This window comes from Burkholderia sp. 22088 (assembly GCF_052045915.1).
Classification (GTDB): domain Bacteria; phylum Pseudomonadota; class Gammaproteobacteria; order Burkholderiales; family Burkholderiaceae; genus Burkholderia; species Burkholderia cepacia.
Genome location: NZ_JBQEPY010000012.1, coordinates 120,828 through 145,704, shown reverse-complemented (window position 1 = coordinate 145,704; position 24,877 = coordinate 120,828). Strand labels below are relative to the sequence as shown.

Below are 24,877 nucleotides of genomic sequence, written 5' to 3'. Positions count from 1 at the left end.
CTGTCGAGGTGCCCGCTACCCGGCTACCTGAACAGCCGCTCGCACAGAAAATCGACGAACACGCGCAGCTTCGGCGACAACTGCCGGCTCGACGGCCACACGATCGAGAACTGCCCCGGCGCGATCCGGTAGTCGTCGAGCACGGTGACGAGCGCGCCGTGTTCGAGCGCGTCGCGCGCGAGGAAGTCGGGCATGTAGCCGATGCCGAGCCCCGCGAGCACGGTGCCGCGCAGGGCTTCCATGTTGTTGCAGGTCAGCGCGGTGCGCAGCTTCGGCGGCGTGCCGTCGGCGGCCGAGAGCGCCCAGTCCTGCAGCTTGCCGGTGGTCGGGAAGCAGTAGCGCACGCATTCGTGCGCTTCGAGATCGCGCGGCGCGCGCGGCGTGCCGGCCCGCGCGAGATACGCGGGCGTCGCGCACAGCACGAACGCAAACGGGCCGAGCCGCCGTGACATCAGGCTCGAATCGGACAGCGGGCCGCTACGGATCGCCGCGTCGAAGCCGCCTTCGACGACATCCACCATCCGGTCGTTGAAATCGAGATCGAGCTCGACGTCCGGGTAGCGCTGCCGGAACTCGGGCAGCACCGGCAGCAGGAACCGGTAGCCGATCACCGGCAGGCTCACGCGCAGCCTGCCGCGCGGGCGCTGCGCCGACGCCGTCACGGTCGCTTCCGCGTCGCGGAAATCCTCGAGGATCCGCTGGCAACGTTCGTAGAAGTGGCGCCCCTCTTCGGTGAGCGTGACGCGGCGGGTCGTGCGGTTGAACAGGCGCACGCCCAGCGACTGTTCGAGTTTCGCGATCGTCTTGCCGACCGCCGACGCCGAGATGCCGAGCGCGCGGCCCGCCGCGACGAAGCTCAGCGCTTCGGCGGTGCGGACGAACGCGACGATGCCGGACAGGTTTTCCATCGAATCGAAGCGCGCACGACGACGCGCGCGGTGAAGTGAATTGCGGAATTCTAGTCCGGTATATGCGGAACTTCGCGTGGTTTTTCTTCGATTGAATCGGATTTATCTTCTGTCGCTCTGACGGCGCATCCGCGCCGGCCTTTTGAGGAGCGATGATGGATCAGCCTTTTTCAGCCGCATCGACGCAGTCGGCACGCCGGCGCGCGTGGGTGCTGGCCGCCGTCTGCATGGCCGCCGTCGCGCTGCCGTTGTCGTTTTCGGGCGGCGCGGTCGCGACGCCCGCGATCGGCCGCGACCTGCACGGCGGCACGGTCGCGATGAACTGGATCACCAACGCGTTCATGCTCGCGTTCGGCAGCTGCCTGATGGCGGCGGGCGCGCTGGCCGACCAGTTCGGCCGCAAGCGCGTGTTCGCGATCGGCGTCGGCGGTTTCACGCTGATGTCGGTCGCGCTCGCGTTCGCGCCGTCGATGCTCGCGGTCGACCTGCTGCGCGCCGCGCAGGGGCTCGCGGCGGCCGCGGCGCTCGCGGGCGGCACGGCCGCGCTCGCGCAGGAGTTCGACGGCGCGGCGCGCACACGCGCATTCAGCCTGCTCGGCACGACCTTCGGCATCGGGCTCGCGTTCGGGCCCGTGCTGGCCGGCGCGCTGATCGGGCACGGCGGCTGGCGCACGATCTTCGTGACGAGCGCGGTGGCCGGCGGGCTGTCGCTCGGCTTCGGGCTGCCGCGCATGCACGAGTCGCGCGACCCGCACGCGACGGGGCTCGACTGGCCCGGCACGGCCGCGTTCACCGCCGCGCTGACGCTGTTCACGTTCGGCGTGATCGAGGCCCCCGCACGCGGATGGTCGAACGCGCTCGTGATCGCGCTGCTGGCCGGCGCGGCGCTCGGCGCCTGCGCGTTCGTGGCGATCGAGACGCGGGTCGCGCGGCCGATGCTCGACCTGTCGTTGTTCCGGATCGCGCGCTTCGTCGGCGTGCAGGTACTGCCGGTGTCGACCTGCTGCTGCTACATCGTGCTGCTCGTCGTGCTGCCGCTGCGCTTCATCGGCATCGACGGCTTCAGCGAGATCGACGCCGGCTGGCTGATGCTCGCGATTTCCGCGCCGATGCTGGTCGTGCCGCTGGTCGCGGCGACGCTCACGCGCTGGCTGACGGCCGGCGTGATCTCGGGGCTCGGGTTGCTGATCGCGGCGGCCGGGCTGGTGTGGCTGGACGTCGCGCTGCGCGGCGGTGCGGGGCCGGCGGCGATCGCGCCGATGCTCGCGATCGGCGTCGGGGCCGGCATGCCGTGGGGGCTGATGGACGGGCTGTCGGTGAGCGTTGTGCCGAAGGAGCGCGCGGGGATGGCGACGGGCATCTTCAGCACGACGCGCGTGGCCGGCGAAGGGATCGCGCTCGCGATCGTCGGCGCGGTACTGGCCGCACTCGCGCAGACGGGGCTGCGACAGGCGGCGGGCGCCGCCGGCACGCCCGATGCGACGCTGCGTGCGGCCGCGCGGCTCGCGACCGGCGATCTCGCGGGCGCGGCGGCTGCATTGCCGGGTGTCGGCGAGGCGGCGCTGCTCGCGAGTTACGCGCATGCATTCGACCGGTTGCTGATCGGGCTGGCGGTCGTCACCGTGCTGTGTGCGGTGGTGGTGTTCGTGTTTCTCGGCGGGCGGCGGGTGGCTGCGGAAGCGGGCGACGGCGCCGACGGGCACGCCCATGCCGACGTGCCGGTGCGCAACCGGATCGATGCGGCCTGCACGGAAACGCACGGGCGTTGAGCGGCGTATCGCCATGCACGGGCGCTTCGGTCACGGCAGCCGGAGCGCCGCGTCGTTTCATCGTCGTTTGCATCGCAAGTCGACGATCCGTTCAGTGCATCCCGTGAATCACGCCAGCACCAGCGGCGGCAGCGCCGCATCCGCGCGCGCCTGCGCCCGTTCCACTTCAACCACCACATAGCGCTGCGCGTCCGGCCACAGGTGGGCACGGCCTTGCGCATCCTCGTCGATCGTCGCGCGGCCCTGCACGAGCCAGGTCGTCTGGCGCACGAAATCGACGAACAGCAGCGCGACGGCCGGATTCACGAGCAGGTTGCCGATCGTGTTGAACAGGTTGTTGCCCGCGAAGTCGGGCAGCACGAGCGTGCGGCGGTCGGGGATGTCGACGAGCGGTTCGAACGAGCCGTCGGCGCGCGGCTGGCGGCCGCGGTACGAGCAGTCGCTGTTGCCGCCTTCGTCGGCGGTCGCGACGATCAGGAACGCCTGCTCGCGGATGAACGCGATGGCGTCGTCGGTCAGGGGGCCGCGGTCGTTCATGGTGTCGGTCGGCGCACTCGCCGTTGCGTGGGAATGCACGATGCGCACGCAAGCGACATGCCACGCGTCGCGGCCGGCGTCCGCCTGCACGCGCGCCCGCGCACTGTGGAAATTTCGCACACCGGCCTGGCTGCTGCGCAATCGCGCTGTTCAGAATGGGTACACCCGCCGTGCTGCATGGGTGAACACGGCACGGTGCGCACGCGGGCCGGCCGTGGTCGCCGTGCTTCCGTCCGGTTTGGCACGCATGTTGCGTAAACGGATGCAGCGCGATCCAACCGGCGCTGTACGCACACAAGCACGATGAACAGGAGACATGTATGAACCCGTTTGACCTGAAGCAACTGGGCCTCGACGTCGAATACCCGTACCGTCAGCAATACGACAACTACATCGGCGGCAAGTGGGTTCCGCCGGTGAAAGGCGAGTATTTCGAGAACGTGTCGCCGATCAACGGCCAGCCGTTCTGCCGCATTCCGCGCTCGGGCGCCGACGACATCGAGCTGGCGCTCGACGCCGCGCATGCCGCGCGCCGCAAGTGGGGCAAGACGTCCGTGGCCGAGCGCGCGAACCTGCTGCTCGCCGCCGCCGACCGGATGGAAAAGAACCTGAAGCTGCTGGCCGTGGCCGAGACGATCGACAACGGCAAGCCACTGCGCGAGACGATGGCGGCCGACCTGCCGCTCGCGATCGACCACTTCCGCTACTTCGCGGGCTGCATCCGCGCGCAGGAAGGCGGCATCTCCGAGATCGACGACAACACCGTCGCGTACCACTTCCACGAGCCGCTCGGCGTCGTCGGCCAGATCATCCCGTGGAACTTCCCGCTGCTGATGGCCGCATGGAAGCTCGCGCCGGCGCTCGCGGCCGGCTGCTGCGTCGTGATGAAGCCCGCCGAGCAGACGCCCGCGTCGGTGCTCGTGCTGATGGAGCTGATCGGCGACCTGTTCCCGGCCGGCACGATCAACATCGTGAACGGCTTCGGCAAGGAAGCGGGCGAAGCGCTCGCGACCAGCAAGCGGATCGCGAAGATCGCGTTCACGGGCTCGACGCCGGTCGGCAAGCACATCCTGCGCGCGGCGGCCGACAGCCTGATCCCGTCGACGGTCGAACTCGGCGGCAAGAGCCCGAACATCTTCTTCGCCGACGTGCTCGACCAGGACGACGCGTTCCTCGACAAGGCGCTCGAAGGGCTCGCGATGTTCGCGCTGAACCAGGGCGAGGTGTGCACGTGCCCGTCGCGGATCCTGATCCAGGAATCGATCTACGAGAAGTTCATCGAGAAGGCGGTCGCGCGCGTCGAGCGCATCAAGGCCGGCCACCCGCTCGACCTGCAGACGATGATCGGTGCGCAGGCGTCGCAGCAGCAGCTCGACAAGATCCTGTCGTACATCGACATCGGCCGCGGCGAAGGCGCGCAATGCCTGACGGGCGGCGAACGCACGGCGCCGGCCGCCGGCCTCGACACGGGCTACTACGTGAAGCCGACGATGCTGCTCGGCAACAACAAGATGCGCGTGTTCCAGGAAGAGATCTTCGGGCCGGTCGCGTCGGTGATGACGTTCAAGGACGAGCAGGAGGCGATCGAACTCGCGAACGACACGTTCTACGGGCTCGGCGCGGGTGTGTGGACGCGCAACGGCACGCGGGCGTACCGGATGGGCCGCGAGGTCGAGGCCGGCCGCGTGTGGACCAACTGCTACCACCTGTACCCCGCGCACGCGGCGTTCGGCGGCTACAAGCAGTCGGGGATCGGCCGCGAGACGCACAAGATGGCGCTGTCGAACTATCAGCAGACGAAGTGCCTGCTGGTCAGCTACCAAGCCGAGGCGCTCGGGTTCTTCTGACCCGGGGCGTCGACGCAGTGGCGGGGCGCCGGGATCGGCCGGCCGGCAGGGCAGCGCCGGCCGGGACGATCGCCGGGGTTCGTTGGTGGGGCGCGCGGGCTGCGTTCAATGTTCGATGGCCGGGTGACGTTTGCCCGTCCGTCGGGCGTTGCACATGCGGGTGCGATGCGGCGGCTACCGGCTATCGGCTGGTGGCCGTCGGCCCACCCGGCCACCCGGCACTTCGCCATTTTCGACTTCGACATCCGACCCCCGGCGCCGGCCGAGCATCGTCGCGGCCGGCGCCGGAAACGATACCGGCCGTCGTGTCGTCGCTGCGGCAGGGCGCGCCGATGCGTGTAACGAAAACCAGCATGGCAGAACTGCCCCGATCCTTTCCGCGTCACCCCGTGTTCCATGCGGGCGAACTCGACGCGCAGCACCGCTTCGGCGTGGCCGACGAAGCCGAGCGGATGAGCGACGTGGTGACGACACGCGTGAGCATCGGCGTGCGGCAGTTCGTCGAATCTCAGCCGTTCATGTTCATCGCCACCGCAGGCGGCTCGCGCACATCCGTGAGCTGCGACATCGTGCCGGGCATGCGCGATGCGAACGGCGATCTGCTGCCGGTCGTCCGCGTGATCGACACGAAGACGCTGCGGTTCGCGTTGCCCGCCGCCCCCGGCGCCGGGGGCCGGATCGATGCGGCGGCATGCGACGGCAGCGGCGTCGGGTTGCTGTTCGTCGACTTCGTGCGCGGCATCCGCTACCGGATCAACGGTCGCGCGACGCTGCGCGCCGATTTGCCCGAAGCCGACGCGGCGCCCTGGCCGGCCGGAAGCGCGATCGTCGAGCTGGCGGTCGCGCAGGCGTATGGCAATTGCGGCACGCGGGTCGTCCGGCTGAAGCCGGCCGGGTAGCCGGGATTCGGTGGCCGGCGGCGGTCGAGATGCGCGGTCGTCGCGCGGATCGCACCGGCGGCGTGCGCGGCACGCCGCCTTCGGGTGCGCCCGGATGGCGCGCAACGGCCGGGCAACGTGGAATGACGGGCCGTGCGCCGAACCGTGCGGTTCGGCACGGGACTTGCGTGACAGACGCGGTTCCGGGCAGGTGAGGGAGGACACGATGGACCAACACGTGGCGTATAGCGAAGAACCGACGGCCGAAGACACGCGGCGCAACGCGCAGGGCGACGATGCGCTGGCCGGGCAGGCGGTCGTCAGCGTCGCGCACGACGCCGACGAGCAGGCGCGCAACCTGATCGGCTGGCGGCAGACCTACGACCAGCTCGCGGCCGGCCGTTTCGTCGGCACGCTGACCGAGCTGCCGCTCGACACGATGAAACTGTTTCGGGAATCGACGAGCCACCTGCTGCGCCAGGCATGCGAGGTGCGCGGCGATGCGTACTGGTTCGGCATCCCGCTCGTGAGCGACGGCACCGCGCGCGTCGATGCGTGCCGCATCGGGCCCGGCGCGCTCGCGTTCCGGCCCGGTAACGTCGAATTCGAACTGGTGACGCCCGCGCAGTTCTCGATCTACGGGATCGTCGTGCGCGGCGACGTGCTGCGCCGTTATGCGGAGGAGGTCGAACACCGCGCGCTCGACGAGCGGCTGTTCACGCAGCGCGTGATGCAGGTCGGCGATGCGCGGCTCGCGCGCCTGTGCGCGCTGCTCGGCCGCCGGCTCGACGGGGCGGTGGCGATGGCCGGCCCGCTGGCCGATGCGCAGCGCGACGACCTGCAGGCCGAGGTGCTGGCCGCGCTGTTCGACGTGTGCGCGCAACCGGCCGACGACGATGCCGGCCGCGCGCCGTCGATGCGCCGCTGGATCGTCGAACAGGCGCGTGACTACGTGCTCGCGCATCGCACGCGCCCGGTCGGCGTGCCCGAACTGTGCGAGCAGTTGCACGTGAGCCGGCGCACGCTGCAGTACTGCTTCCAGGACGTGCTCGGCATGGCGCCCGCCACCTACCTGCGCACGCTGCGGCTGAACGGCGCGCGGCGCGACCTGTGCGGCCGCGCGGCCGGTTCGGTGCAGGACGTTGCGGAGGCGTGGGGCTTCTGGCATCTCAGCCAGTTCGCGACCGATTACCGGCGGCTGTTCGGCAAGCGGCCGTCGGAGACGCTGCGCGATCGCGCGGTGATGGTGGCGGGGTGAGCGCGGGGCGGCAGTCGGGGTGAGCCTGGCTCGGGCTCAGGCTCGGACTCGGACTCGGACTCGGACTCGGACTCGGACTCAGGCTCAGGCTCAGGCTCAGGCTCAGGCTCAGGCTCAGGCTCAGGCTCAGGCTCAGGCTCAGGCTCAGGCTCAGGCGGCGCGGGCACGCTATTGCGCTTTCGGCCACGCAGCGGATGCTGGCGTCCGGTTTTCCCGTGCGGCGGTCGCCGCGGCTTTGCGCGGCGCGGGCCAGGCCAGCGCGTCCCAGTCGATCGCCCGGTAAGCGGCCTCGACCGCCGCGAGATCGGCCGGCCGCTCGCTGCGATGCAGCCCGCGCAATTCGGCCGGCACGTCGAGCGCGACCGGCACGCAATGCGGATAGTCGCGCACACGCAGCGCCGGCCCGATCGTCGTGAAGCACGCGAGCGTCGGCACGTCGAAACCGTCGGCGAGGTGCAGCGCGGCCGTGTCGGGCGCGAACAGCAGGCTGGCGCCCTTGACCCATGCGATGAACCGGGCCGTATCGCCTGCCGCATCGGCGCTCACGTCGACATACGCGGGATGCGCGACCGGCCCGAACCCGGCCACCGGCAAGCCGTAGCGCCGGGACAGCTGTTCGACGAACGTTGCCCGAAGGGCAGGCGGCACGCTGCGCAACGCGGTGCTCGCGTTCGGACAGAACAGCACGTACGGACGCTGCCATTGCGCGGGCAACGCGGGCAACGGCAGCCGCGCGAGCCAGCGGTTGCGCCTGGCCGACGCCGGCACCGAGGCAGGCTCCACGCCGAGCGCGTCGAGGAAGAAATCGATCATCGGCAACCGCGCGAACGCGGGCCAGTACAGGTGATTGCCGACGTCGATGCACGGCGCGTCCGCCGGCAGCGCGTCGGCGGGGTACGGCAGCGCGCGCGACGGCGCGACGATGTCGGCCGCGAGCGCGTACAGCGCATCGACGTAGCGCGGCGCGCGGGCAGGCCGGTACAGCGTGAAGCCCAGGCCCGGGTGCGCTGCGCGCAGCGCGGCGAGGGCGGTGAGCCCGATCACCGAATCGCCGAGCGTGACCCCCATCCCGTTGATCACGTGCACCTGCCGTGCGCGGCCATAGTCGAGCCGGAACGGCCGGTGCGCCGCGTGCAGCAGGCCGCGCGCGGGCGCGGCCGCGACGTGGCCGGCGGCACGCGCGTCGCCGTGCTCGAGGTCGTAGGGCGCGACGAGCGTGCCGTCCGGTGCGAGCAGCGTGCCGGGGAGCGCGAGCGCGTCGTCGTGCGACAGCGCGCCGGCAGGCGGCGCGGCGTGCGTGCTCACCGTCATCCGCCGCGCGCGCGGCGGCCCTGTTCGCGGATCTGCTCGAGGGTCGCGGCCGGCGTGCTGGCGTCCTGCGGGATGCGGATCTCGATCAGCGCGGGCAGCCCGCAGGTCAGCGCGCGTTCGAGCGCGGGCGCGAAATCGGCGGTGCGCTCGACGGTCTCGCCATGCGCGCCGAATGCGCGCGCATACGCGGCGAAATCGGGATTCGTGAGCCCCGTGCCGTGCACGCGGCCCGGGTAGTTGCGCTCCTGATGCATGCGGATCGTGCCGAAATGCCCGTTGTTGACGACGATTGCCACGATGTTCAGCCCGTACTGCATCGCGGTCGCGAGCTCGTTGCCGGCCATCATGAAGCAGCCGTCTCCCGCGAGCGCGACGACGGCGCGCGACGGGTACAGCGACTTCGCGGCGAGCGCGGCCGGCAGCCCGTAGCCCATCGCGCCGCTCGTCGGCGCGAGCTGCGAGCGGAAGTGCCGGTACGCGAAGTGGCGATGCAGCCAGATCGCATAGTTGCCCGCGCCGTTGGTGAGGATCGCGTCGTGCGGCAGGCGCTCGCGCAACTGCACCATCACGTCGCCGAGCTGGACGTCGCCGGGCATCGGCAGCGGTGCATGCCATTCGCGATACGCGCGATGCGCGTCGGCGGCGCTGCCGGCCCATGCGGGGTGCTCGGGCGGCTCGAGCGCGGCGAGCGGCGCGGCGATCTCGGGCATCCCGGACACGATCGGCAGGTCGGCCGCATACACGCGGCCGAGCTCGTCCGCGCCCTGGTGCACGTGAACCAGCGTCTGGCGTGTCTTCGGGATGTCGAGCAGCGTGTAGCCGCCGGTCGTCGCTTCGCCGAGGCGCGGCCCGATCACGAGCAGCAGGTCGGCGTCGCGGATGCGCTTCGCGAGCGCGGGGTTGATCCCGAGCCCGACGTCGCCCGCATAGTTCGGGTGCGCGTTGTCGATCGTGTCCTGGTAGCGGAACGCGCAGGCCACCGGCAACTGCCAGCGCTCGACGAAGGTGCGCAGGTTCGCGCACGCGTCGGGCGTCCAGCCGCTGCCGCCGACGATCGCGAACGGACGTTCGGCGCGCGCGAGCCGCTCGCGCAGCTCGTCGAGCTGCGCGGCCGACGGCGCGGCCGCGACGCGTTTCGCGGCCGGCACGACGGGCTGCGGCGCGCAGGCTTCGGACAGCACGTCCTCCGGCAACGCGAGCACGACCGGGCCGGGCCGGCCGGCGGTCGCGACGTGGAACGCATGGCTCAGGTACTCGGGAATGCGGCGCGGATCGTCGATCTGCGCGACCCATTTCGCCATCTGGCCGAACATCCGCCGGTAGTCGATTTCCTGGAAGGCTTCGCGGTCGAGGTGCTCGCGCGCGCACTGGCCGACGAACAGGATCATCGGCGTCGAATCCTGGAACGCGGTGTGCACGCCGATCGACGCATGGGTCGCGCCGGGCCCGCGCGTGACGAACGCGATGCCGGGGCGGCCGGTCAGCTTGCCGACCGCCTCGGCCATGTTCGCGGCGGCCGCCTCGTGGCGGCAGACGACGGTCTGGATGCGCGCGGTGTCGTCCGCCAGCGCATCGAGTACGGCGAGGAAACTCTCGCCGGGCACGCAGAACACGCGTTCGACGTGATTGGCGAGCAACGCATCGACGAGCAGTCGCGCGCCGGTGGTGGCGGGCTGCTCGAGATCCTTGGAATGCGACATGGGCTGCCGTCTCCCTGGGTAGCGGGACGTACAGCTTACGCCTGTCGGCGGGGCGCCGGTACGCCGGCCGGAGAAAAGTGTCGGAACGCGGAGCGGTTCGTGGCGCGCGTCGTGGCTTCGGGTGGCCGAACGGCCGGCTTGTGTCGGCGTGCGCGAAGGTGAAAAGTGATTGCCATGGATGCGAAGCTGGACCCAATACCTGTTTGTCCGCTGAAAGTGGGCGCCGATTAACAATAAAATGGGCAGCCAGGCAATAGTAAAATTTCAACGAACGATGGATAAAGGGATCGAGGATCGCCATGACAACCGAAACGATCGATCAAAAGATGCTGACGGAGCTTGTCAAAGCCGGCGCCGTAAGCGCGGCCCGCGTGGTGGGGTGCGGCAACGGTTGGGCACTTTCCGCCCGTTGCGGTGCGCACGAACGTTTCCTGTCGGCGAAACGCGGCGACGTGCGGGTGTTTCGCCGCTTTGAAACGCTGGTCGGCTTTCTGCGCGACATCGGCATCAGCCGGTTCGATGTGGACGCGTCCACGTTCGACCCGGATGCGGCCTGCCGCGCGACCCGGCCCGATCGCGCAGCTGCGCTGAAGGCGGCACACGAGGCAGCGGCCCACGATCGCTGGTTTCGCGAGCAGGTGCAGCAGGCGCTGGACGACCCGCGCGCGTCGATTCCCGACGCGGAGGTGAGCGCCGACTTCGCGTCGCGCCGTGCGGCGCTGCGTGAACGGCTCGCGGGCAGGCGAGGGGATGCTTCTTGACCCTCGCGCTGCACTGGAATCCGAAGGCGTACGAGGATCGCGCCGCGATCATGGACCACATCGGCGAGGACGACCCGCAGGCCGCAATCGAACTCGACGAACTGCTGGAACAAAGGGCCGCCACGTTGCCGGCCCGTGCAGAGCTGTATCGGCAAGGGCGAGTGGCCGGCACGCGCGAACTGGTGGTCGCGCCGAACTACGTGCTCGTGTATCGCATCAGACCGGCTGAGGGGATCGTCGAGATCCTCCGCGTGCTGCATGCGCGACGGCAGTGGCCGTGATGCCCGATATCCGCAAGTCGGCGTCGAGCAGCGGATGAAGGATTTCACGGGAACGCATGTTATGTACACACATGGATTTACATCGCAGACCGCATCGGATAATGTACATCCCATGTACATCCGTGCGGAGATCGACATGCACACGACGAAGGTATTTCGGAACGGCAACTCGCAGGCCGTGCGAATTCCTGCCGACCTCGCCTATGAGCGTAACGATATCGAACTGGAAATCGAGCGTATCGGTGACGAAATCCGTATTCGACCGATGCGGCGGCCGTTGACCCGCGTACTCGAGAAGTTCGCGAAATTCGGGCCGGATTTCATGGCCGCAGGGCGCGGCGACCAGGAGCAGGCCGATCGCGAGGAGCTGTAATGCCGCGCTACATGCTCGACACCAACATGTGCATCTATCTGATGAAGAACCAGCCCGAGCAAGTCGCGAAACGATTTGCGCAGTGCTACACGGGGGATGTGGTGATGTCGGCGATCACGTATGCCGAGCTCGAGTACGGCGTCGCCGCATGTGCGAATCCTGCGCGGGAGCGTCGCCATCTCGCCGCGCTGATCGACGATATCCCCGTTGCGCCGTTCGACGTCGCGGCGGCGCAAGCGTACGGTCCGGTCCGCGACGCAACCCGCGAGCGGAAGAGGGATCATCTCGACAAGCTGATCGCCGCGCACGCGGTGTCGCTCGACGTTGCGCTCGTGACCAACAACGAGCGGGATTTCGTCAGCTATCCGGGATTGCGGCTGGAGAACTGGCTGAACGATTGATGTCGGGCATCGAGCCCGGCGGTCAGGCGGGACATCGATCCGCCCCGCATGACCGCCGAACCGGCATCAGCACTCGACGATGTTCACCGCGAGCCCGCCGCGCGACGTTTCCTTGTACTTCGTCTTCATGTCGGCACCGGTCTCGCGCATCGTCTTGATCACCGAATCGAGCGACACGTAGTGCGAGCCGTCGCCGCGCAACGCCATGCGCGCCGCGTTGACCGCCTTCACCGACGCCATCGCGTTGCGCTCGATGCAGGGAATCTGCACCATCCCGCCGACCGGGTCGCAGGTGAGGCCGAGGTTGTGCTCCATCCCGATCTCGGCCGCGTTCTCGACCTGTTGCGGCGTGCCGCCGAGCACGGCCGCGAGCGCGCCCGCGGCCATCGAGCACGCGACGCCCACTTCACCCTGGCAGCCGACTTCCGCGCCGGAGATCGACGCATTCAGCTTGTAGAGAATGCCGATCGCGGCGGCGGTGAGCAGGAAGTCGATCACGCCCTGCTCGTTCGCGCCCGGCGTGAAGCGCGTGTAGTAGTGCAGCACGGCGGGGATGATGCCGGCCGCGCCGTTGGTCGGCGCGGTCACGACGCGCCCGCCGGCCGCGTTTTCCTCGTTGACCGCGATCGCGTACAGGTTGATCCAGTCGATCATCGACAGCGGATCCTGCAGCGCACGCTCCGGGCTGCCCGTCAGCGTGCGGTACAGCTGCGGCGCGCGGCGCTTGACCTGGAACGGGCCGGGCAGGTTGCCGTCGGCATCCGGGTTGCCGATTCCGCAGCCGCGCGACACGCACGACTGCATCACCGCCCAGATCTTCAGCAGGCCGTCGCGCGTCTCTTCCTCGGTGTGCCACGCGCGCTCGTTTTCCCACATCAGCTGCGCGATCGACTTGCCGGTCGACTCGGTCAGCGCGAGCAGCTCGGCGCCGGTGCGGAACGGGTGCGTCATCTGCTCGGCCGCGCTCAGCACCTTCGTGTTCGGCGCGCCGGCCGTCACGACGAAACCGCCGCCGACCGACAGGTAGGTGCGCTCGACCAGCACCGCGCCGTTCGCGTCGCTCGCGCGCAGCTTCATCCCGTTCGGATGCTCGGGCAGCGCCTGGCGGTAGAACGCGATGTTCTCCTTCAGCACGAACGGCACCGGGTGCGTGCCGAGCAGCGCGAGCTTCTTCGACTGGCGGACGTCTTCCAGCCGCGCGTCGATCGTGTCGGGATCGACGGTGTCGGGCGCGTCGCCGAGCAGGCCGAGCATCACGCCGCGGTCGGTGCCGTGGCCCTTGCCGGTGGCGCCGAGCGAGCCGTACAGCTCGACCTTCACGTGGGCGGTCGCGTCGAGCATCCCGTCGCGCTCGAGGCCCTGGACGAACATCAGCGCCGCGCGCATCGGCCCGACCGTATGCGAACTGGATGGACCGATACCGATCTTGAAGAGGTCAAAGACGCTGACTGCCATTTCGATTCCTGCCTTGCTTTAAGAGTAGTGCTAGCGCGCCTGCAATGGCAGGCACGCGGCGAGCCATGCGGGCGGCGTTGGGGAAAGTTGCTGCGCGACGCGGGCATAGCGCCCGTCGAGCCGCGCGGCCAGATGAAAGAGTTCGGTGGCGTTTTTCGGGTCCCACTGCCCCGTGTAGCCCGGCAGGCCGGCTTCGCGGCGCTTCGCGTCGAACGGCACCGGCGAATTCACGAATTCCTCGTGCGTTTTCTCGCCGAGCGCGTACGGCACGAGCCAGTCGAGCGCGGCCTCCAGGGTCGCACCGTTCGTGCCGCGCTCGCGCAGCCAGTTGCGGTTGAAGCGGCGCGCGGCGAGCGCGGCCGTCACCAGCGGCTGCAGGTCGTAGACCGCGTAGTGCAGCGCATCGCGCTCCTCGAAGTCCCACGTCTTGCCGTCCGGGCCGATGTTGTCCGCCAGATGCTCGACAAACAGCCGCTGCGCGGCGTTCATCATCCTGCGGTCGCCGAGCGTGAACGCGGACAGCGCGATCAGCTTGATCCGGTGGCTCTGCCAGTTGTTGCGCCAGGTGCCGGTGAGCGGGCGCTTCTGCGCGTCGATCTGCGCGACATAACCGGCGCCGAGCTTCGCGATGAACGCCGCGGTCGCGTTGCGGGTCTTCACCGGCAGCGCGCTTGCGGTCATGTCGTACGCGACGATCAGGCTGTCGAAACGCGTCTCGTCGATCGGGTTGAAGCTCGGCTGGTAGGTGCCGACCCACGCGGACAGGAAGCGGTCGACGAGCTGCAGGTAGCGCGGCGCGTTCGTCACGCGCCACGCGAGCGCGGCATCGCGCATCAGGTCGAGATCCTTCAGCGCGGCGGCGCTCTGGTCGTAGATGCCTTCGTGCGGCAGCGTGCCCTCGGTGTGCACGCGCGCCATCGCCTTCGGCTGCTCGCCGATGCGTGCGTCGACGCTGCGGATCAGCGCCTGGACGCCCGGCTCGGCCTGCGTCGTCTCGCTCGCCTGCAGGGCCGGCGCCGCGCAGAAATTCATCGCCGCGCGCGCGCTGCCGCACGCGCCGAGGCCGGCAGCGGCCAACGACAGCGACGCGACGAACATCGGCACGAAGCGGCGCGCGCGCGGCCGCCCTTGCAGTGCACCATGGCCCGGAAACATCGGACGCACCATGCGGAACTCCTTCATTGGCTGGATCGCGTGTGATGTTAGCCGGATTGGCGCACGAACGTGCACGGGTTCGAGCGGCGAACAAAAAAACCGCACGCAACCCCGGGTTGCGTGCGGTGCGGGCACCATCGGACGGCTCCTGGCCTCGTGTGCGTTATGCGTATTCCGACATCGGCACGCACGAGCAGAACAGGTTGCGGTCGCCGTAGACGTTGTCCGCGCGGCCGACCGGCGGCCAGTACTTGTTCGTGCCGAGCGACGCGACCGGGTACGCGGCCTGCTCGCGCGAGTACGCGTGCGGCCATTCGTTCGCGGTGACGACGGCCGCCGTGTGCGGCGCGTGACGCAGCGGGTTGTCCTCGCGGTCGGCGCGGCCTTCCTCGACCGCACGGATTTCCTCGCGGATCGCGATCATCGCGGCGATGAAGCGGTCGAGTTCCTCCTGCGATTCCGATTCGGTCGGCTCGACCATCAGCGTGCCCGGCACCGGGAAGCTCATCGTCGGCGCGTGGAAGCCGTAATCCATCAGGCGCTTCGCGACGTCGTCGACGGTGATGCCGCTCGATTCCTTGATCGGGCGCAGGTCGAGAATGCACTCGTGCGCCACCAGTCCGCCCGGGCCCGAATACAGCACCGGGTAGTGCGGCGCGAGGCGCTTCGCGATGTAGTTCGCGTTGAGGATCGCGGTTTCCGTCGCGGCGGTCAGGTTCTTCGCGCCCATCATCGCGATGTACATCCACGAGATCGGCAGGATCGACGCCGAGCCGTACGGCGCGGCCGACACCGCGCCGATGCCGTTTTCGTCGCGCGAGTAGCCGGTCGAACGCTGGTTCGGCAGGAACTTCGCGAGGTGCGCGCCGACCGCGACCGGGCCGACGCCCGGGCCGCCGCCGCCGTGCGGGATGCAGAAGGTCTTGTGCAGGTTCAGGTGCGACACGTCGCCGCCGAACTGGCCCGGCGCGGTCAGGCCGACCATCGCGTTCATGTTCGCGCCGTCGACGTACACCTGGCCGCCGTGCGCATGCACGATCTCGCAGATCTCGCGGACGTTCTGCTCGAACACGCCGTGCGTCGACGGATACGTGATCATGATCGCCGCGAGGTCCTTCGCGTGCTCGTCGGCCTTGGCCTTGAGATCGGCGATGTCGACGTTGCCCTGCGCGTCGCAGGCGACGACCACGACCTTCATGCCGGCCATGTGCGCGGACGCCGGGTTCGTGCCGTGCGCGGACGCCGGGATCAGGCACACGTCGCGGTGCGCTTCGCCGCGCGATGCGTGGTAAGCGTGGATGATCAGCAGGCCCGCGTACTCGCCCTGCGAGCCGGCGTTCGGCTGCAGCGACACGGCCGCGTAGCCGGTGGCCGCGACGAGCATCTGCTCGAGCTGGTCGATCATCTCGCGGTAGCCGACGGTCTGCTCGGCCGGCGCGAACGGGTGGATGCCGCCGAATTCGGGCCACGTGACCGGCAGCATTTCCGACGTCGCGTTCAGCTTCATCGTGCACGAGCCGAGCGGGATCATCGAGCGGTCGAGAGCGAGATCCTTGTCCGACAGGCTGCGCAGGTAGCGCAGCATTTCGGTTTCGGAATGGTGGCGGTTGAACACGTGGTGCGTCAGGTACGCGCTCGTGCGCTCGAGGCCGGCCGGCAGCGCGGCAACGCCGGCAAGGCCCGCGTCGAGGGCATCGACGGCCGGGGCGGTGCCGCCCGCGGCCTGCGCGAACACGGCGAGGAGATCGGCGAGGTCGTCGCGCGTCGTCGTTTCGTCGACCGACACGCCGACTTGCGTGTCGCTCACGCGGCGCAGGTTGATGCGCTTGGCCTTCGCGAGTTCGTGGACCTGCGCGGTGCGCGCACCGGTATCGATCGTCAGCGTGTCGAAGAACGTGTCGTTGACGGTCGCGAAGCCGAGCTGCTTCACGCCGGCGGCGAAGAGGGCCGCGATGCGGTTCACGCGCAGCGCGATCGTCTTCAGGCCGTGCGGGCCGTGGTAGACCGCGTACATGCTGGCCATGATCGCGAGCAGCGCCTGCGCGGTACACACGTTCGACGTCGCCTTCTCGCGGCGGATGTGCTGTTCGCGCGTCTGCAGCGCGAGGCGCAGCGCGGGCTTGCCCTGCGCGTCGACCGTCACGCCGACGAGGCGGCCCGGCATCTGGCGCTTGAATTCGTCACGCACCGCGAGATACGCGGCGTGCGGGCCGCCGAAGCCCATCGGCACGCCGAAGCGCTGCGTGTTGCCGATCGCGACGTCCGCGCCCCAGTCGCCGGGCGGCGTCAGCACGGTCAGCGCGAGCAGGTCGGCCGCGACGACCACGTGGCCGCCGGCCGCGTGGATCGCTTCGGTGAGCGCGCGGTAGTCGCGCACGTCGCCGTTCACGCCCGGGTATTGCAGCAGCACGCCGAACGCATTCGCCTGCGCCGCGTCGGCGGCCGGGCCCGTCTTGACCTCGATGCCGACCGGCAGCGCGCGCGTGCGGATCACTTCGAGCGTTTGCGGCAGCACGTCGTCGGCGACGTAGAACACGTTCGACGCCGGCTTGCCGGTGCGTTGCAGCAGCGTCATCGCTTCGGCGGCGGCGGTGGCTTCATCGAGCAGCGACGCGTTCGAGATCGCGAGACCCGTCAGGTCGGCGACCATCTGCTGGAAGTTCAGGAGCGCCTCGAGGCGGCCCTGGGAAATTTCGGGCTGGTACGGCGTGTAGGCCGTGTACCACGCCGGGTTTTCGAGCACGTTGCGCAGGATCACGGCCGGCGTGTGCGTGTCGTGGTAACCCTGACCGATATACGAGCGGAACACCTGGTTCTTGTTCGCGAGAACCCGCAGCGCGGCGAGGGCTTCGGCCTCGCTCTTCGGCTGCGCGAACGGGCCGAGCGGCAGCGTTTCGGCGCGGCGGATCGAGGCCGGGATCACGGCGTCGATCAGGGCGGCGCGCGACGCGAAGCCGAGCGTGTCGAGCATGGCCTGCTGGCTGGCGGCGTCGGGGCCGATGTGGCGTTCGGCGAACGCGTCGTGCGTTTCGAGCGCGGCGAGCGAGAGGGGCGTGCGGTTCATCAGGCGGTCCGGGTGTTCGAGCTTCATGGCGTGACTCTGGTCCCGCGCGACGCCGGCCGGCGTCGCGCGGTTCGGGTAAGGGAATTAGTCGATCAGCTTGCTGTAGGCGGCGGCGTCGAGCAGGCCGTCGGTCGATGCGCCGTCGGCGAGCTTGATCTTGAACAGCCACGTGTCGTACGCGTCGCTGTTCACTTCTTCCGGCGTGTCGACGGCGTCCGCGTTGATCGCGACCACCTCGCCCGACACCGGCGAATAGATGTCCGACGCGGCTTTCACCGATTCGACGACGCCGATCGCGTCGCCCGCCTTCACCTGCTTGCCGACGGCCGGCAGCTCGAGGAAAACGATGTCGCCGAGCGTGTTCTGCGCGTGATCGGTGATGCCGACCGTCAGCGTGCCGTCGGCTTCAGTGCGGATCCACTCGTGTTCGTCGGTGTACTTCAGATCGGCCGGGACGTTGCTCATCGGATGCTCCTGATAAAAGGGTTTGTTCGTTTTGCTGGCGCGCCGCCGGGGCGCGCCGGGTGTGGTGTTGCGCCAGGCGCCATCTCCCGGCTTCCCGGGAGGCGGGCCTCCCGGCCGTTACGCAGCGAGGACCTTGCCGTTGCGCACGAACGGCAGTTTTACCACGCGCGCGGGAAGATTCTTGTCTCGAATTTGCACCTGGACCACGTCGCCGATCTGGACGGCCGCCGGCACGCGCGCGAACGCGATCGATTCCTGCATCGACGGCGAGAACGTGCCGCTCGTGATCTCGCCTTCGCCGTGCGGCGTGACGACCTTCTGGTGCGCGCGCAGCACGCCGCCCGCCTTGCCGTTTTCCTTCTGCAGGATCAGGCCGACGAACGCGGCGCGGGTGCCGTTTGCTTCAAGGGCGGCGCGGCCGACGAAGTCGCGCGGCGCGCCGAGGTCGACCGTCCACGCGAGGCCCGCGTCGAGCGGGGAGACGGTGTCGTCCATGTCCTGGCCGTACAGGTTCATGCCGGCCTCGAGGCGCAGCGTGTCGCGCGCGCCGAGCCCGCACGGGCGCACGCCGTTCTGCTGCAGCGCGTTCCACAGCGCTTCGACGTGCACGGCCGGGACGATCACTTCGAAGCCGTCTTCGCCGGTATAGCCGGTGCGTGCGACGGTGAGATCGCCGAACGGCGTGCCGGCGACCTGCGCGGCGTTGAACGGCTTCAGCTCGCTCGTCGCGGCACGCGCGGCGGGCACGGTTGCCCAGGCTTTTTCGCGGGCGTTCGGGCCCTGTACGGCGATGATCGCGAAATCGCGGCGCGGCGCGATCGTGACGCCGTAGCCGCCTTGCTCGTTCAGCTGGTTGAACCACGCGATGTCTTTCTCGGCCGTGCCGGCGTTGACGACGACGCGGAAGAATTCTTCGGTGAAATAGTAGACGATCAGGTCGTCGATGACGCCGCCCTGCGGATTGAGCAGGCACGAGTAGAGTGCCTTGCCGGGCGTCTTGAGCTTGCCGACGTTGTTCGCGATCGCGTGCTCGAAGAACGCGCGCACGCGGCTGCCGGTGAAATCGACGACGCACATGTGCGACACGTCGAACATGCCGGCGTCGGTGCGCACGGCTTCATGTTCTTCGATCTGCGAGCCGTAGTTGACGGGCATGTCCCAGCCGCCGAAGTCGACCATGCGGGCATTGAGCGCGCGGTGCGCGGCGTTGAGCGGGGTGTGATTCAGTGCAGTCATCGAGGCCTCAGGCAAGGCGCTTGCGCGCGGATCAGAACGGCCATGTGCCGACCACCGCGGCCGACGGCCTGCGAGCGATCCGGTACATGCCCCTCTGTCCTCGATACCTGAGAGATTGCGCTGCCGGCCAGGCCTGGCGAACGCGCGCCCCTTCGGTGGGCAGCCTGCCCGCGCAGCCTATGCGCTGCGGGCTACTGCCGCTCTCCAGAGTGCGGGGAGTGTGTGGCCCGCGCGATGCGCGGACGAGGTTCCCCGACGCGGTCGGTCCTTTTGCCTGAGAGTTTGCGGGTGTGCCCCTTCGGCGGCGCAACCGGCTGGAACAGCACGGTCACACGCTCTCCCGACGCGTGCGGGCGACTGTACGCGAGCAGGTGGGCCTTGTCAATTTGAGCAAAAGAATGTCGCTTCGCGACAAGCGGCGGCAACCGGTGCCGCCGCTTTTTCCGCGCCGGCGGGCGCCGGTGCGTTACTCGCCGATCGCGCGCGCGGCCGTGTCGAGTTCCTGGTTCAGCACGCGCTGCTCGTCGCCGGACAGGCCGCCGCTGTGCTGCGCGGACATGTCGTTCGCTTCCTGGCGGATCACGTCGAGGCGGTGGTGAAGCTGCGCGCCGTACGGCGGCGGGTAGTAGCCGCCGTTCACGCGCGCATCGATGCGGCGGTGCAGGTTGTCGATCCGGCCCTGGATCTGCTGCATCCGCTCGTTCGCGACGACCTGCGGATTCGGCCGCGGCGGAGGGGCCGGGCGAACCGGCTGCTGCGGCTGCACGATACAGGCCGCAAGCGAGGAAACCAGGACGCAGCACGCTGCTGCGCGAATCAACCGTTGCATCAACATTCTCCAGACGGATTGGTGTCGGATCGACTTTTTCGAGAAACGCGTCAGACTGGTCGGACGCTGACTTTCGTTCCCCCGGCATTTGTAACCGAATGTTCCTGTAATCGAATCCGCCGGGCCGGCCGCGCATGCCGGCCGGCCGTGACCGGCCGGCGCGCGGTGTCAGATCGTGCGGCGCACGAACGGCAGCCGGCGGCCGTCGTGCTCGCTCTGCGCGGCGAGCTCGATGATCGTCATCACGTCGACGGCATCCTGCGTGGTGACGGGGAACGGCGCGCCGTCGCGGATCGACGCGGCGAGCGCGCGGTAGAACTCCGCGTACTGGCCGTCGAGTGTCGGCACCGGGCGTTCGACCTCGACCTCGCCGTCGAGCACGCGCAGCAGGCCCGGCGGGTTGCCGCCGCCGAATTCGACGTCGTCCGCGGTGAGGCCTGCCTTGAGCTGGTCTTCCTGCGTGTCGAGCCCGAACTTCTGGTAGCTGCCGCGTGTGCCGTGCAGCGTGAAGCGCGCGGGTTCGATCGCCGACAGCGCGCTCGCATGCAGCGCCACTTCCTTGTCCGGATAACCGAGCTGCAGGTGCACGAAATCGGGCGCCGTGCCGTTGTCGCGACGGGTCTTGACGGTCGCGCCCACCGTTTCGGGCAGGCCGAACAGCGCGAGCGCCTGGTCGATCAGGTGCGGGCCGAGGTCGAGCAGCAGGCCGCCGCCGCGGGCGGGCTCCTCGCGCCAGCGCGTGCGCGGCGTCGGGCGGAAGCGGTCGAAGTGCGACGCGAAATACGTGAGCCGGCCGAGCTCGCCCGATTCGACGATGCGGCGCACGGTGAGGAAATCGCCGTCCCAGCGGCGGTTGTGGAACGGCGCGAACAGCCGGCTGCGCGCGTTCGCGAGCCGCGCGAGCGCAAGCGCCTCGTCGGCGGTGAGCGTGACGGGCTTGTCGACGACCACGTGGCGGCCGGCTTCGAGCACCTGGCGCGCGAGCGCGAAGTGCGTGTCGTTCGGCGTGGCGATCACCACGCATTCGATGTCGTCGAGGCCGAGCAGCGTGTCGAGATCGGGGACGACGCGCGCGCCCGGATACGCGGCCTGCGCGCGATCGGGCTGCCCCGTCGCGATCGCGGCGACTTCAGTGCGGCCGCTCGTGGCGATGACCGGCGCGTGGAACGTCGCGCCGGCGAAACCGAAACCCATCAAACCAATCCTGAGCAATGACGACATGGCAATCCCTGGCTGCGAAGGAAACTAAAGGATGGTGCGCCGAGACGGCGCGAAGACGACCGGCTATTTTGGCATGGCGCCGCCGCTCGTACCGGGGCGTTCGGGCGACACGCGCGGTGCGATGCGGCACTGGCGCAAGGAAAGCCGGCATTTTGCGCGGGCCCGTGTGCCGACCGGGCGGGGGTTTTGCCTCCCGGCCCGCGCGGTGAAAGGCCGGTGCCGGGGCGTCGTGCCGCGTCATGCGGCCGTCCGGCGCAGCACGGCGGCGGCGACTTGCGTGGCCCACACCGTGCAGGCGGCGGCACCGGGGTGGAAGCCGTCGGCGGCCATCAGATGGCGCTCGAGCGGCAGCTCGACGCGCAGGAACGTGCAGTGCGGCTGCGTGGCGGCCCAGCCGGCGAGCGCCGTATTGAGCCGTTTCGCGCGCAACCCGAGATACCACGCGAGCGGCTGCGGCAGCGCCGGAAAGCGCTCCATCGGCGGCACCGCCGACAGGATCGCGTGGCCGACCCGGAAGCGCGTGGCGAGCAGCCGGACGAGCTCGGCCTGCTGCGCCTGCCAGCGGGCCGGCGGCACGCCGCCCGTCACGTCGTTGACGCCGAGCGACGTGACGGCCACGTCGAACGGCTCGGCCGGTTCGGCGGCGAGCCAGTCGACGAGCTCCCGCGTGGTCAGGCCCGTGCGCGCGAGCAGCTTCCAGCGGACGCGGTGCGTGGCCGCGAGCGCGTTCGCCAGCTGCCCGGACAGCGCGTCGCGCTGCGTCGCGACGCCGACGCCCGCGGCGGCCGAGTCGCCGACCACCAGCACGCGCAGCGGCGGGCCGTCGCCCGCCACGCCGTCGCGCGGGCCGGCCGCCTCGGGCAGGCGCGGCGTGACGCGGCGCACGTAGCGCCCCTGCGCGAACAGCAGCGGGCCAAGGGCGGCGGTGGCGAACGGGTATCCCATGATGTCGATCCGGTGGCGATTCAGGCGATTCAGGCGATTCAGGCGATTCAGGCGGTTGGGCGCGGGGCGGCGCCGGGTGGAGATATTGTGGCCGATCGCTGCGCGAACGGGGCCGGATTGGCCGCACGGACAAGGGGCGGCTGCGGGATCCGCCCGCGCGGCCCCGTCCGGCGGCGCTCCCGAAAAGCGCGCCGCCGACGTGTTAACATGCGCGTCCTGCCCCGCGTGTCCGCCTGCTTCGCCGGCCCGCCGCGCACGGCATCCTCCCGGCGTTCCGCCGTCAACCGCAACACCATCCGCCATCATGTCCGCAGGCCTCAATCCCGCCCAGAACGAAGCGGTGCGCTACCTCGACGGTCCCTGTCTCGTGCTCGCCGGCGCGGGCAGCGGCAAGACCCGCGTGATCACGCAGAAGATCGCGCACCTGATCGAAGCGAAAGGCTTCGAGCCGCGCCACATCGCGGCCGTCACGTTCACGAACAAGGCGGCTGCCGAAATGCGCGAGCGCGTGGGGAAGCTGCTCGAGGGCAAGACGCTCACCACGCCCGGCAAGGAAGGGCGCAAGGTGCCCGTCAACCAGCTCACCGTCTGCACGTTCCACTCGCTCGGCGTGCAGATCCTGCGCCAGGAGGCCGAGCACGTCGGCCTGAAGCCGCAGTTCTCGATCATGGATTCGGACGACTGCTTCGGGATGATCCAGGAGCAGCTCGGCACGACCGACAAGGGGCTGATCCGCAAGATCCAGAGCATCATCTCGCTGTGGAAGAACGGCCTGATCATGCCCGACGAGGCGATGGCGATCGCGGCCAACGAGGACGAGCATCAGGCCGCGCTGGTCTACCGCAACTACGTCGCGACGCTGCACGCGTACCAGGCGGTCGACTTCGACGACCTGATCCGCCTGCCGGCCGAGCTGTTCGCGAAGAACGAGCAGGTGCGCGACCGCTGGCAGAACAAGCTGCGCTACCTGCTGATCGACGAGTACCAGGACACCAACGCGTGCCAGTACGAGCTGCTGAAGCTGCTCGCGGGCCCGCGCGCCGCGTTCACGGCGGTCGGCGACGACGACCAGGCGATCTACGGCTGGCGCGGTGCGACGCTCGAGAACCTCGCGCAGCTCGGCAAGGATTTTCCGAAGCTGCACCTGGTCAAGCTCGAGCAGAACTACCGGTCGACGGTGCGCATCCTCACCGCCGCGAACAACGTGATCGCGAACAACCCGAAACTGTTCGAGAAGAAGCTGTGGTCCGAGCACGGGATGGGCGATTCGATCACCGTCACGCCTTGCAACGACGAGGAGCATGAAGCCGAATCGGTCGTGTTCCGGCTGTCCGCGCACAAGTTCGAGCGGCGCGCGCAGTTCCGCGACTACGCGATCCTGTATCGCGGCAACTTCCAGGCGCGCATCTTCGAGCAGGTGCTGCGGCGCGAACGCATTCCGTACGTGCTGTCGGGCGGCCAGTCGTTCTTCGACAAGGCCGAGATCAAGGACCTGTGCGCGTACCTGCGGCTGATCGCGAACGCAGACGACGATCCCGCGTTCATCCGCGCGGTCACGACGCCGCGCCGAGGGATCGGCAACACGACGCTCGAGGCGCTCGGCTCGTTCGCGGGCCAGGCGAAGGTGTCGCTGTTCGAAGCGGTGTACATGGGCGGCATCGAGGCGCGGCTGTCGGCGCGCCAGGTCGAGCCGCTGCGGATGTTCTGCGACTTCATCCAGCGCCTGACCGAGCGCGCGGACAAGGAGCCCGCGACCGTCGTGCTCGACGACATGATGGAGGCGATCCACTACGAGGCGTACCTGTACGACGCGTTCGACGAGCGCCAGGCGCAGTCGAAGTGGCAGAACGTGCTCGAATTCCTCGAATGGCTGAAGCGCAAGGGCACCAAGCCCGAGACGGAAGCCGTCGACGGCGAGGCCGAAGGCTTCCACAACGCCGACGGGCTCGCCGATACCGGCAAGAACCTGCTCGGCCTGATCCAGACCGTCGCGCTGATGTCGATGCTCGAGGGCAAGGACGAGGATCCGGACGCCGTGCGGCTGTCGACCGTCCATGCATCGAAGGGGCTCGAGTATCCGCACGTGTTCCTGGTCGGCGTCGAGGAAGGCATCATGCCGCACCGCGGCGGCAGCGAGGACGACGGCCCGATCGACAACGAGCGGATCGAGGAGGAGCGCCGGCTGATGTATGTCGCGATCACGCGTGCGCAGCGCAGCCTGCACCTGAACTGGTGCAAGAAGCGCAAGCGGGCGCGCGAGACGGTCGTGTGCGAGCCGTCGCGCTTCATTCCGGAGATGGGGCTCGACGATGCGCCGCCGCCTACCCCGGAAGAGGCGCCGATGTCGCCGAAGGACCGGCTCGCCAGCCTGAAGGCGCTGCTGCAGAAGTGAGGCGGCGGCGCCGTCGGGCGTGCGGTGTTTCGACTAACCGACGGTCCGACAGTCAGCCGGTCAGGCAAAAACAAACCCCCGCGGTGCGCGT

General features: G+C 69.4%; 21 protein-coding genes and 2 riboswitches. Of the genes, 9 read left to right on the top strand and 12 right to left on the bottom strand.

Annotated features, from left to right (window positions below; translation table 11 throughout):
• Window positions 1–23 precede the first annotated feature (23 nt).
• Window positions 24–908 carry a LysR family transcriptional regulator gene (locus ACTJLD_RS23405; RefSeq protein ID WP_226182932.1) on the bottom strand — a complete coding sequence of 295 codons (885 nt, stop codon included), beginning with the start codon at window positions 906–908 and terminating at the stop codon, window positions 24–26.
• A 155-nt stretch (window positions 909–1,063) separates the two neighbouring features.
• Here ACTJLD_RS23405 and ACTJLD_RS23400 point away from each other — a divergent pair, with 155 nt between their 5' ends.
• Window positions 1,064–2,677, top strand: coding sequence for an MFS transporter (locus ACTJLD_RS23400; protein WP_440659760.1), 1,614 nt, complete (start codon window positions 1,064–1,066; stop codon window positions 2,675–2,677).
• Between the two features lie 108 nt (window positions 2,678–2,785).
• Here ACTJLD_RS23400 and ACTJLD_RS23395 read toward each other — a convergent pair whose 3' ends face one another.
• Entirely contained in the window at window positions 2,786–3,214 is a 429-nt protein-coding gene (locus tag ACTJLD_RS23395) for a pyridoxamine 5'-phosphate oxidase family protein (protein ID WP_333997628.1), read from the bottom strand.
• 320 nt (window positions 3,215–3,534) lie between these two features.
• Between ACTJLD_RS23395 and exaC the strand changes: the two genes are divergently transcribed.
• From exaC to ACTJLD_RS23380, 3 genes are all read left to right on the top strand, one after another.
• On the top strand, window positions 3,535–5,061 hold the full coding sequence (gene exaC, locus ACTJLD_RS23390; RefSeq protein WP_021163584.1) for an acetaldehyde dehydrogenase ExaC: 1,527 nt from the start codon (window positions 3,535–3,537) through the stop codon (window positions 5,059–5,061).
• 353 nt (window positions 5,062–5,414) lie between these two features.
• Complete coding sequence (locus ACTJLD_RS23385; protein WP_059687892.1) at window positions 5,415–5,960, top strand: hypothetical protein; 546 nt, start codon at window positions 5,415–5,417, stop codon at window positions 5,958–5,960.
• 205 nt (window positions 5,961–6,165) lie between these two features.
• Window positions 6,166–7,197, top strand: a complete 1,032-nt coding sequence (locus ACTJLD_RS23380) for a helix-turn-helix domain-containing protein (protein WP_027788682.1) — start codon at window positions 6,166–6,168, stop codon at window positions 7,195–7,197.
• 168 nt (window positions 7,198–7,365) lie between these two features.
• Here the strand turns inward: ACTJLD_RS23380 and ACTJLD_RS23375 are convergent, their stop codons facing one another.
• On the bottom strand, window positions 7,366–8,508 hold the full coding sequence (locus ACTJLD_RS23375) for an ADP-heptose--LPS heptosyltransferase (protein ID WP_226161188.1): 1,143 nt from the start codon (window positions 8,506–8,508) through the stop codon (window positions 7,366–7,368).
• Window positions 8,505–10,208: a thiamine pyrophosphate-binding protein gene (locus ACTJLD_RS23370; RefSeq protein ID WP_059678233.1), complete on the bottom strand. Its 1,704-nt coding sequence runs from the start codon at window positions 10,206–10,208 to the stop codon at window positions 8,505–8,507. Before ACTJLD_RS23370 ends, ACTJLD_RS23375 begins: the two co-directional genes overlap by 4 nt.
• 299 nt (window positions 10,209–10,507) lie before the next feature.
• On the opposite strand from ACTJLD_RS23370, the gene ACTJLD_RS23365 reads away from it, so the two are divergent.
• The 4 genes from ACTJLD_RS23365 (at window position 10,508) to ACTJLD_RS23350 (ending at window position 12,024) form a co-directional block, all read left to right on the top strand.
• Window positions 10,508–10,969, top strand: a complete 462-nt coding sequence (locus tag ACTJLD_RS23365) for an antitoxin PaaA2 family protein (RefSeq protein ID WP_027788680.1) — start codon at window positions 10,508–10,510, stop codon at window positions 10,967–10,969.
• Complete coding sequence (locus tag ACTJLD_RS23360; RefSeq protein ID WP_440659759.1) at window positions 10,966–11,250, top strand: type II toxin-antitoxin system RelE/ParE family toxin; 285 nt, start codon at window positions 10,966–10,968, stop codon at window positions 11,248–11,250. The genes ACTJLD_RS23365 and ACTJLD_RS23360 overlap by 4 nt, the downstream gene beginning before the upstream one ends.
• Window positions 11,251–11,386: 136 nt before the next feature.
• Entirely contained in the window at window positions 11,387–11,623 is a 237-nt protein-coding gene (locus ACTJLD_RS23355; RefSeq protein ID WP_440659782.1) for an antitoxin, read from the top strand.
• Window positions 11,623–12,024, top strand: a complete 402-nt coding sequence (locus tag ACTJLD_RS23350; protein ID WP_044848378.1) for a type II toxin-antitoxin system VapC family toxin — start codon at window positions 11,623–11,625, stop codon at window positions 12,022–12,024. The genes ACTJLD_RS23355 and ACTJLD_RS23350 overlap by 1 nt, the downstream gene beginning before the upstream one ends.
• A 66-nt stretch (window positions 12,025–12,090) precedes the next feature.
• On the opposite strand, the gene ACTJLD_RS23345 is transcribed toward ACTJLD_RS23350, so the two are convergent.
• From ACTJLD_RS23345 to ACTJLD_RS23310, 8 genes are all read right to left on the bottom strand, one after another.
• On the bottom strand, window positions 12,091–13,479 hold the full coding sequence (locus ACTJLD_RS23345) for an L-serine ammonia-lyase (protein ID WP_027788676.1): 1,389 nt from the start codon (window positions 13,477–13,479) through the stop codon (window positions 12,091–12,093).
• Between the two features lie 30 nt (window positions 13,480–13,509).
• Window positions 13,510–14,646, bottom strand: coding sequence for an alginate lyase family protein (locus tag ACTJLD_RS23340; protein ID WP_027788675.1), 1,137 nt, complete (start codon window positions 14,644–14,646; stop codon window positions 13,510–13,512).
• Window positions 14,647–14,797: 151 nt separating this feature from the next.
• A complete protein-coding gene (gcvP, locus tag ACTJLD_RS23335) occupies window positions 14,798–17,725 on the bottom strand; it encodes an aminomethyl-transferring glycine dehydrogenase (RefSeq protein ID WP_091922517.1) in 2,928 nt (975 codons plus the stop codon).
• 57 nt (window positions 17,726–17,782) lie between these two features.
• Complete coding sequence (gcvH, locus tag ACTJLD_RS23330; RefSeq protein ID WP_027788673.1) at window positions 17,783–18,163, bottom strand: glycine cleavage system protein GcvH; 381 nt, start codon at window positions 18,161–18,163, stop codon at window positions 17,783–17,785.
• Between the two features lie 117 nt (window positions 18,164–18,280).
• The gene (gcvT, locus tag ACTJLD_RS23325; RefSeq protein WP_059694458.1) at window positions 18,281–19,399 is read right to left on the bottom strand and encodes a glycine cleavage system aminomethyltransferase GcvT; all 1,119 of its coding nucleotides are present in this window, start codon (window positions 19,397–19,399) and stop codon (window positions 18,281–18,283) included.
• 84 nt (window positions 19,400–19,483) lie between these two features.
• Window positions 19,484–19,617, bottom strand: a riboswitch (glycine riboswitch).
• 34 nt (window positions 19,618–19,651) lie between these two features.
• A riboswitch (glycine riboswitch) is annotated at window positions 19,652–19,752 on the bottom strand.
• Window positions 19,753–19,865: 113 nt separating this feature from the next.
• A complete protein-coding gene (locus tag ACTJLD_RS23320) occupies window positions 19,866–20,228 on the bottom strand; it encodes a hypothetical protein (RefSeq protein ID WP_027788671.1) in 363 nt (120 codons plus the stop codon).
• Window positions 20,229–20,396: 168 nt separating this feature from the next.
• On the bottom strand, window positions 20,397–21,449 hold the full coding sequence (locus ACTJLD_RS23315) for an oxidoreductase (RefSeq protein ID WP_027788670.1): 1,053 nt from the start codon (window positions 21,447–21,449) through the stop codon (window positions 20,397–20,399).
• Between the two features lie 237 nt (window positions 21,450–21,686).
• Window positions 21,687–22,394: an SGNH/GDSL hydrolase family protein gene (locus tag ACTJLD_RS23310; protein WP_060084425.1), complete on the bottom strand. Its 708-nt coding sequence runs from the start codon at window positions 22,392–22,394 to the stop codon at window positions 21,687–21,689.
• A 304-nt stretch (window positions 22,395–22,698) separates the two neighbouring features.
• Between ACTJLD_RS23310 and ACTJLD_RS23305 the strand changes: the two genes are divergently transcribed.
• A complete protein-coding gene (locus tag ACTJLD_RS23305) occupies window positions 22,699–24,786 on the top strand; it encodes a UvrD-helicase domain-containing protein (protein ID WP_027788668.1) in 2,088 nt (695 codons plus the stop codon).
• Window positions 24,787–24,877 lie beyond the last annotated feature (91 nt).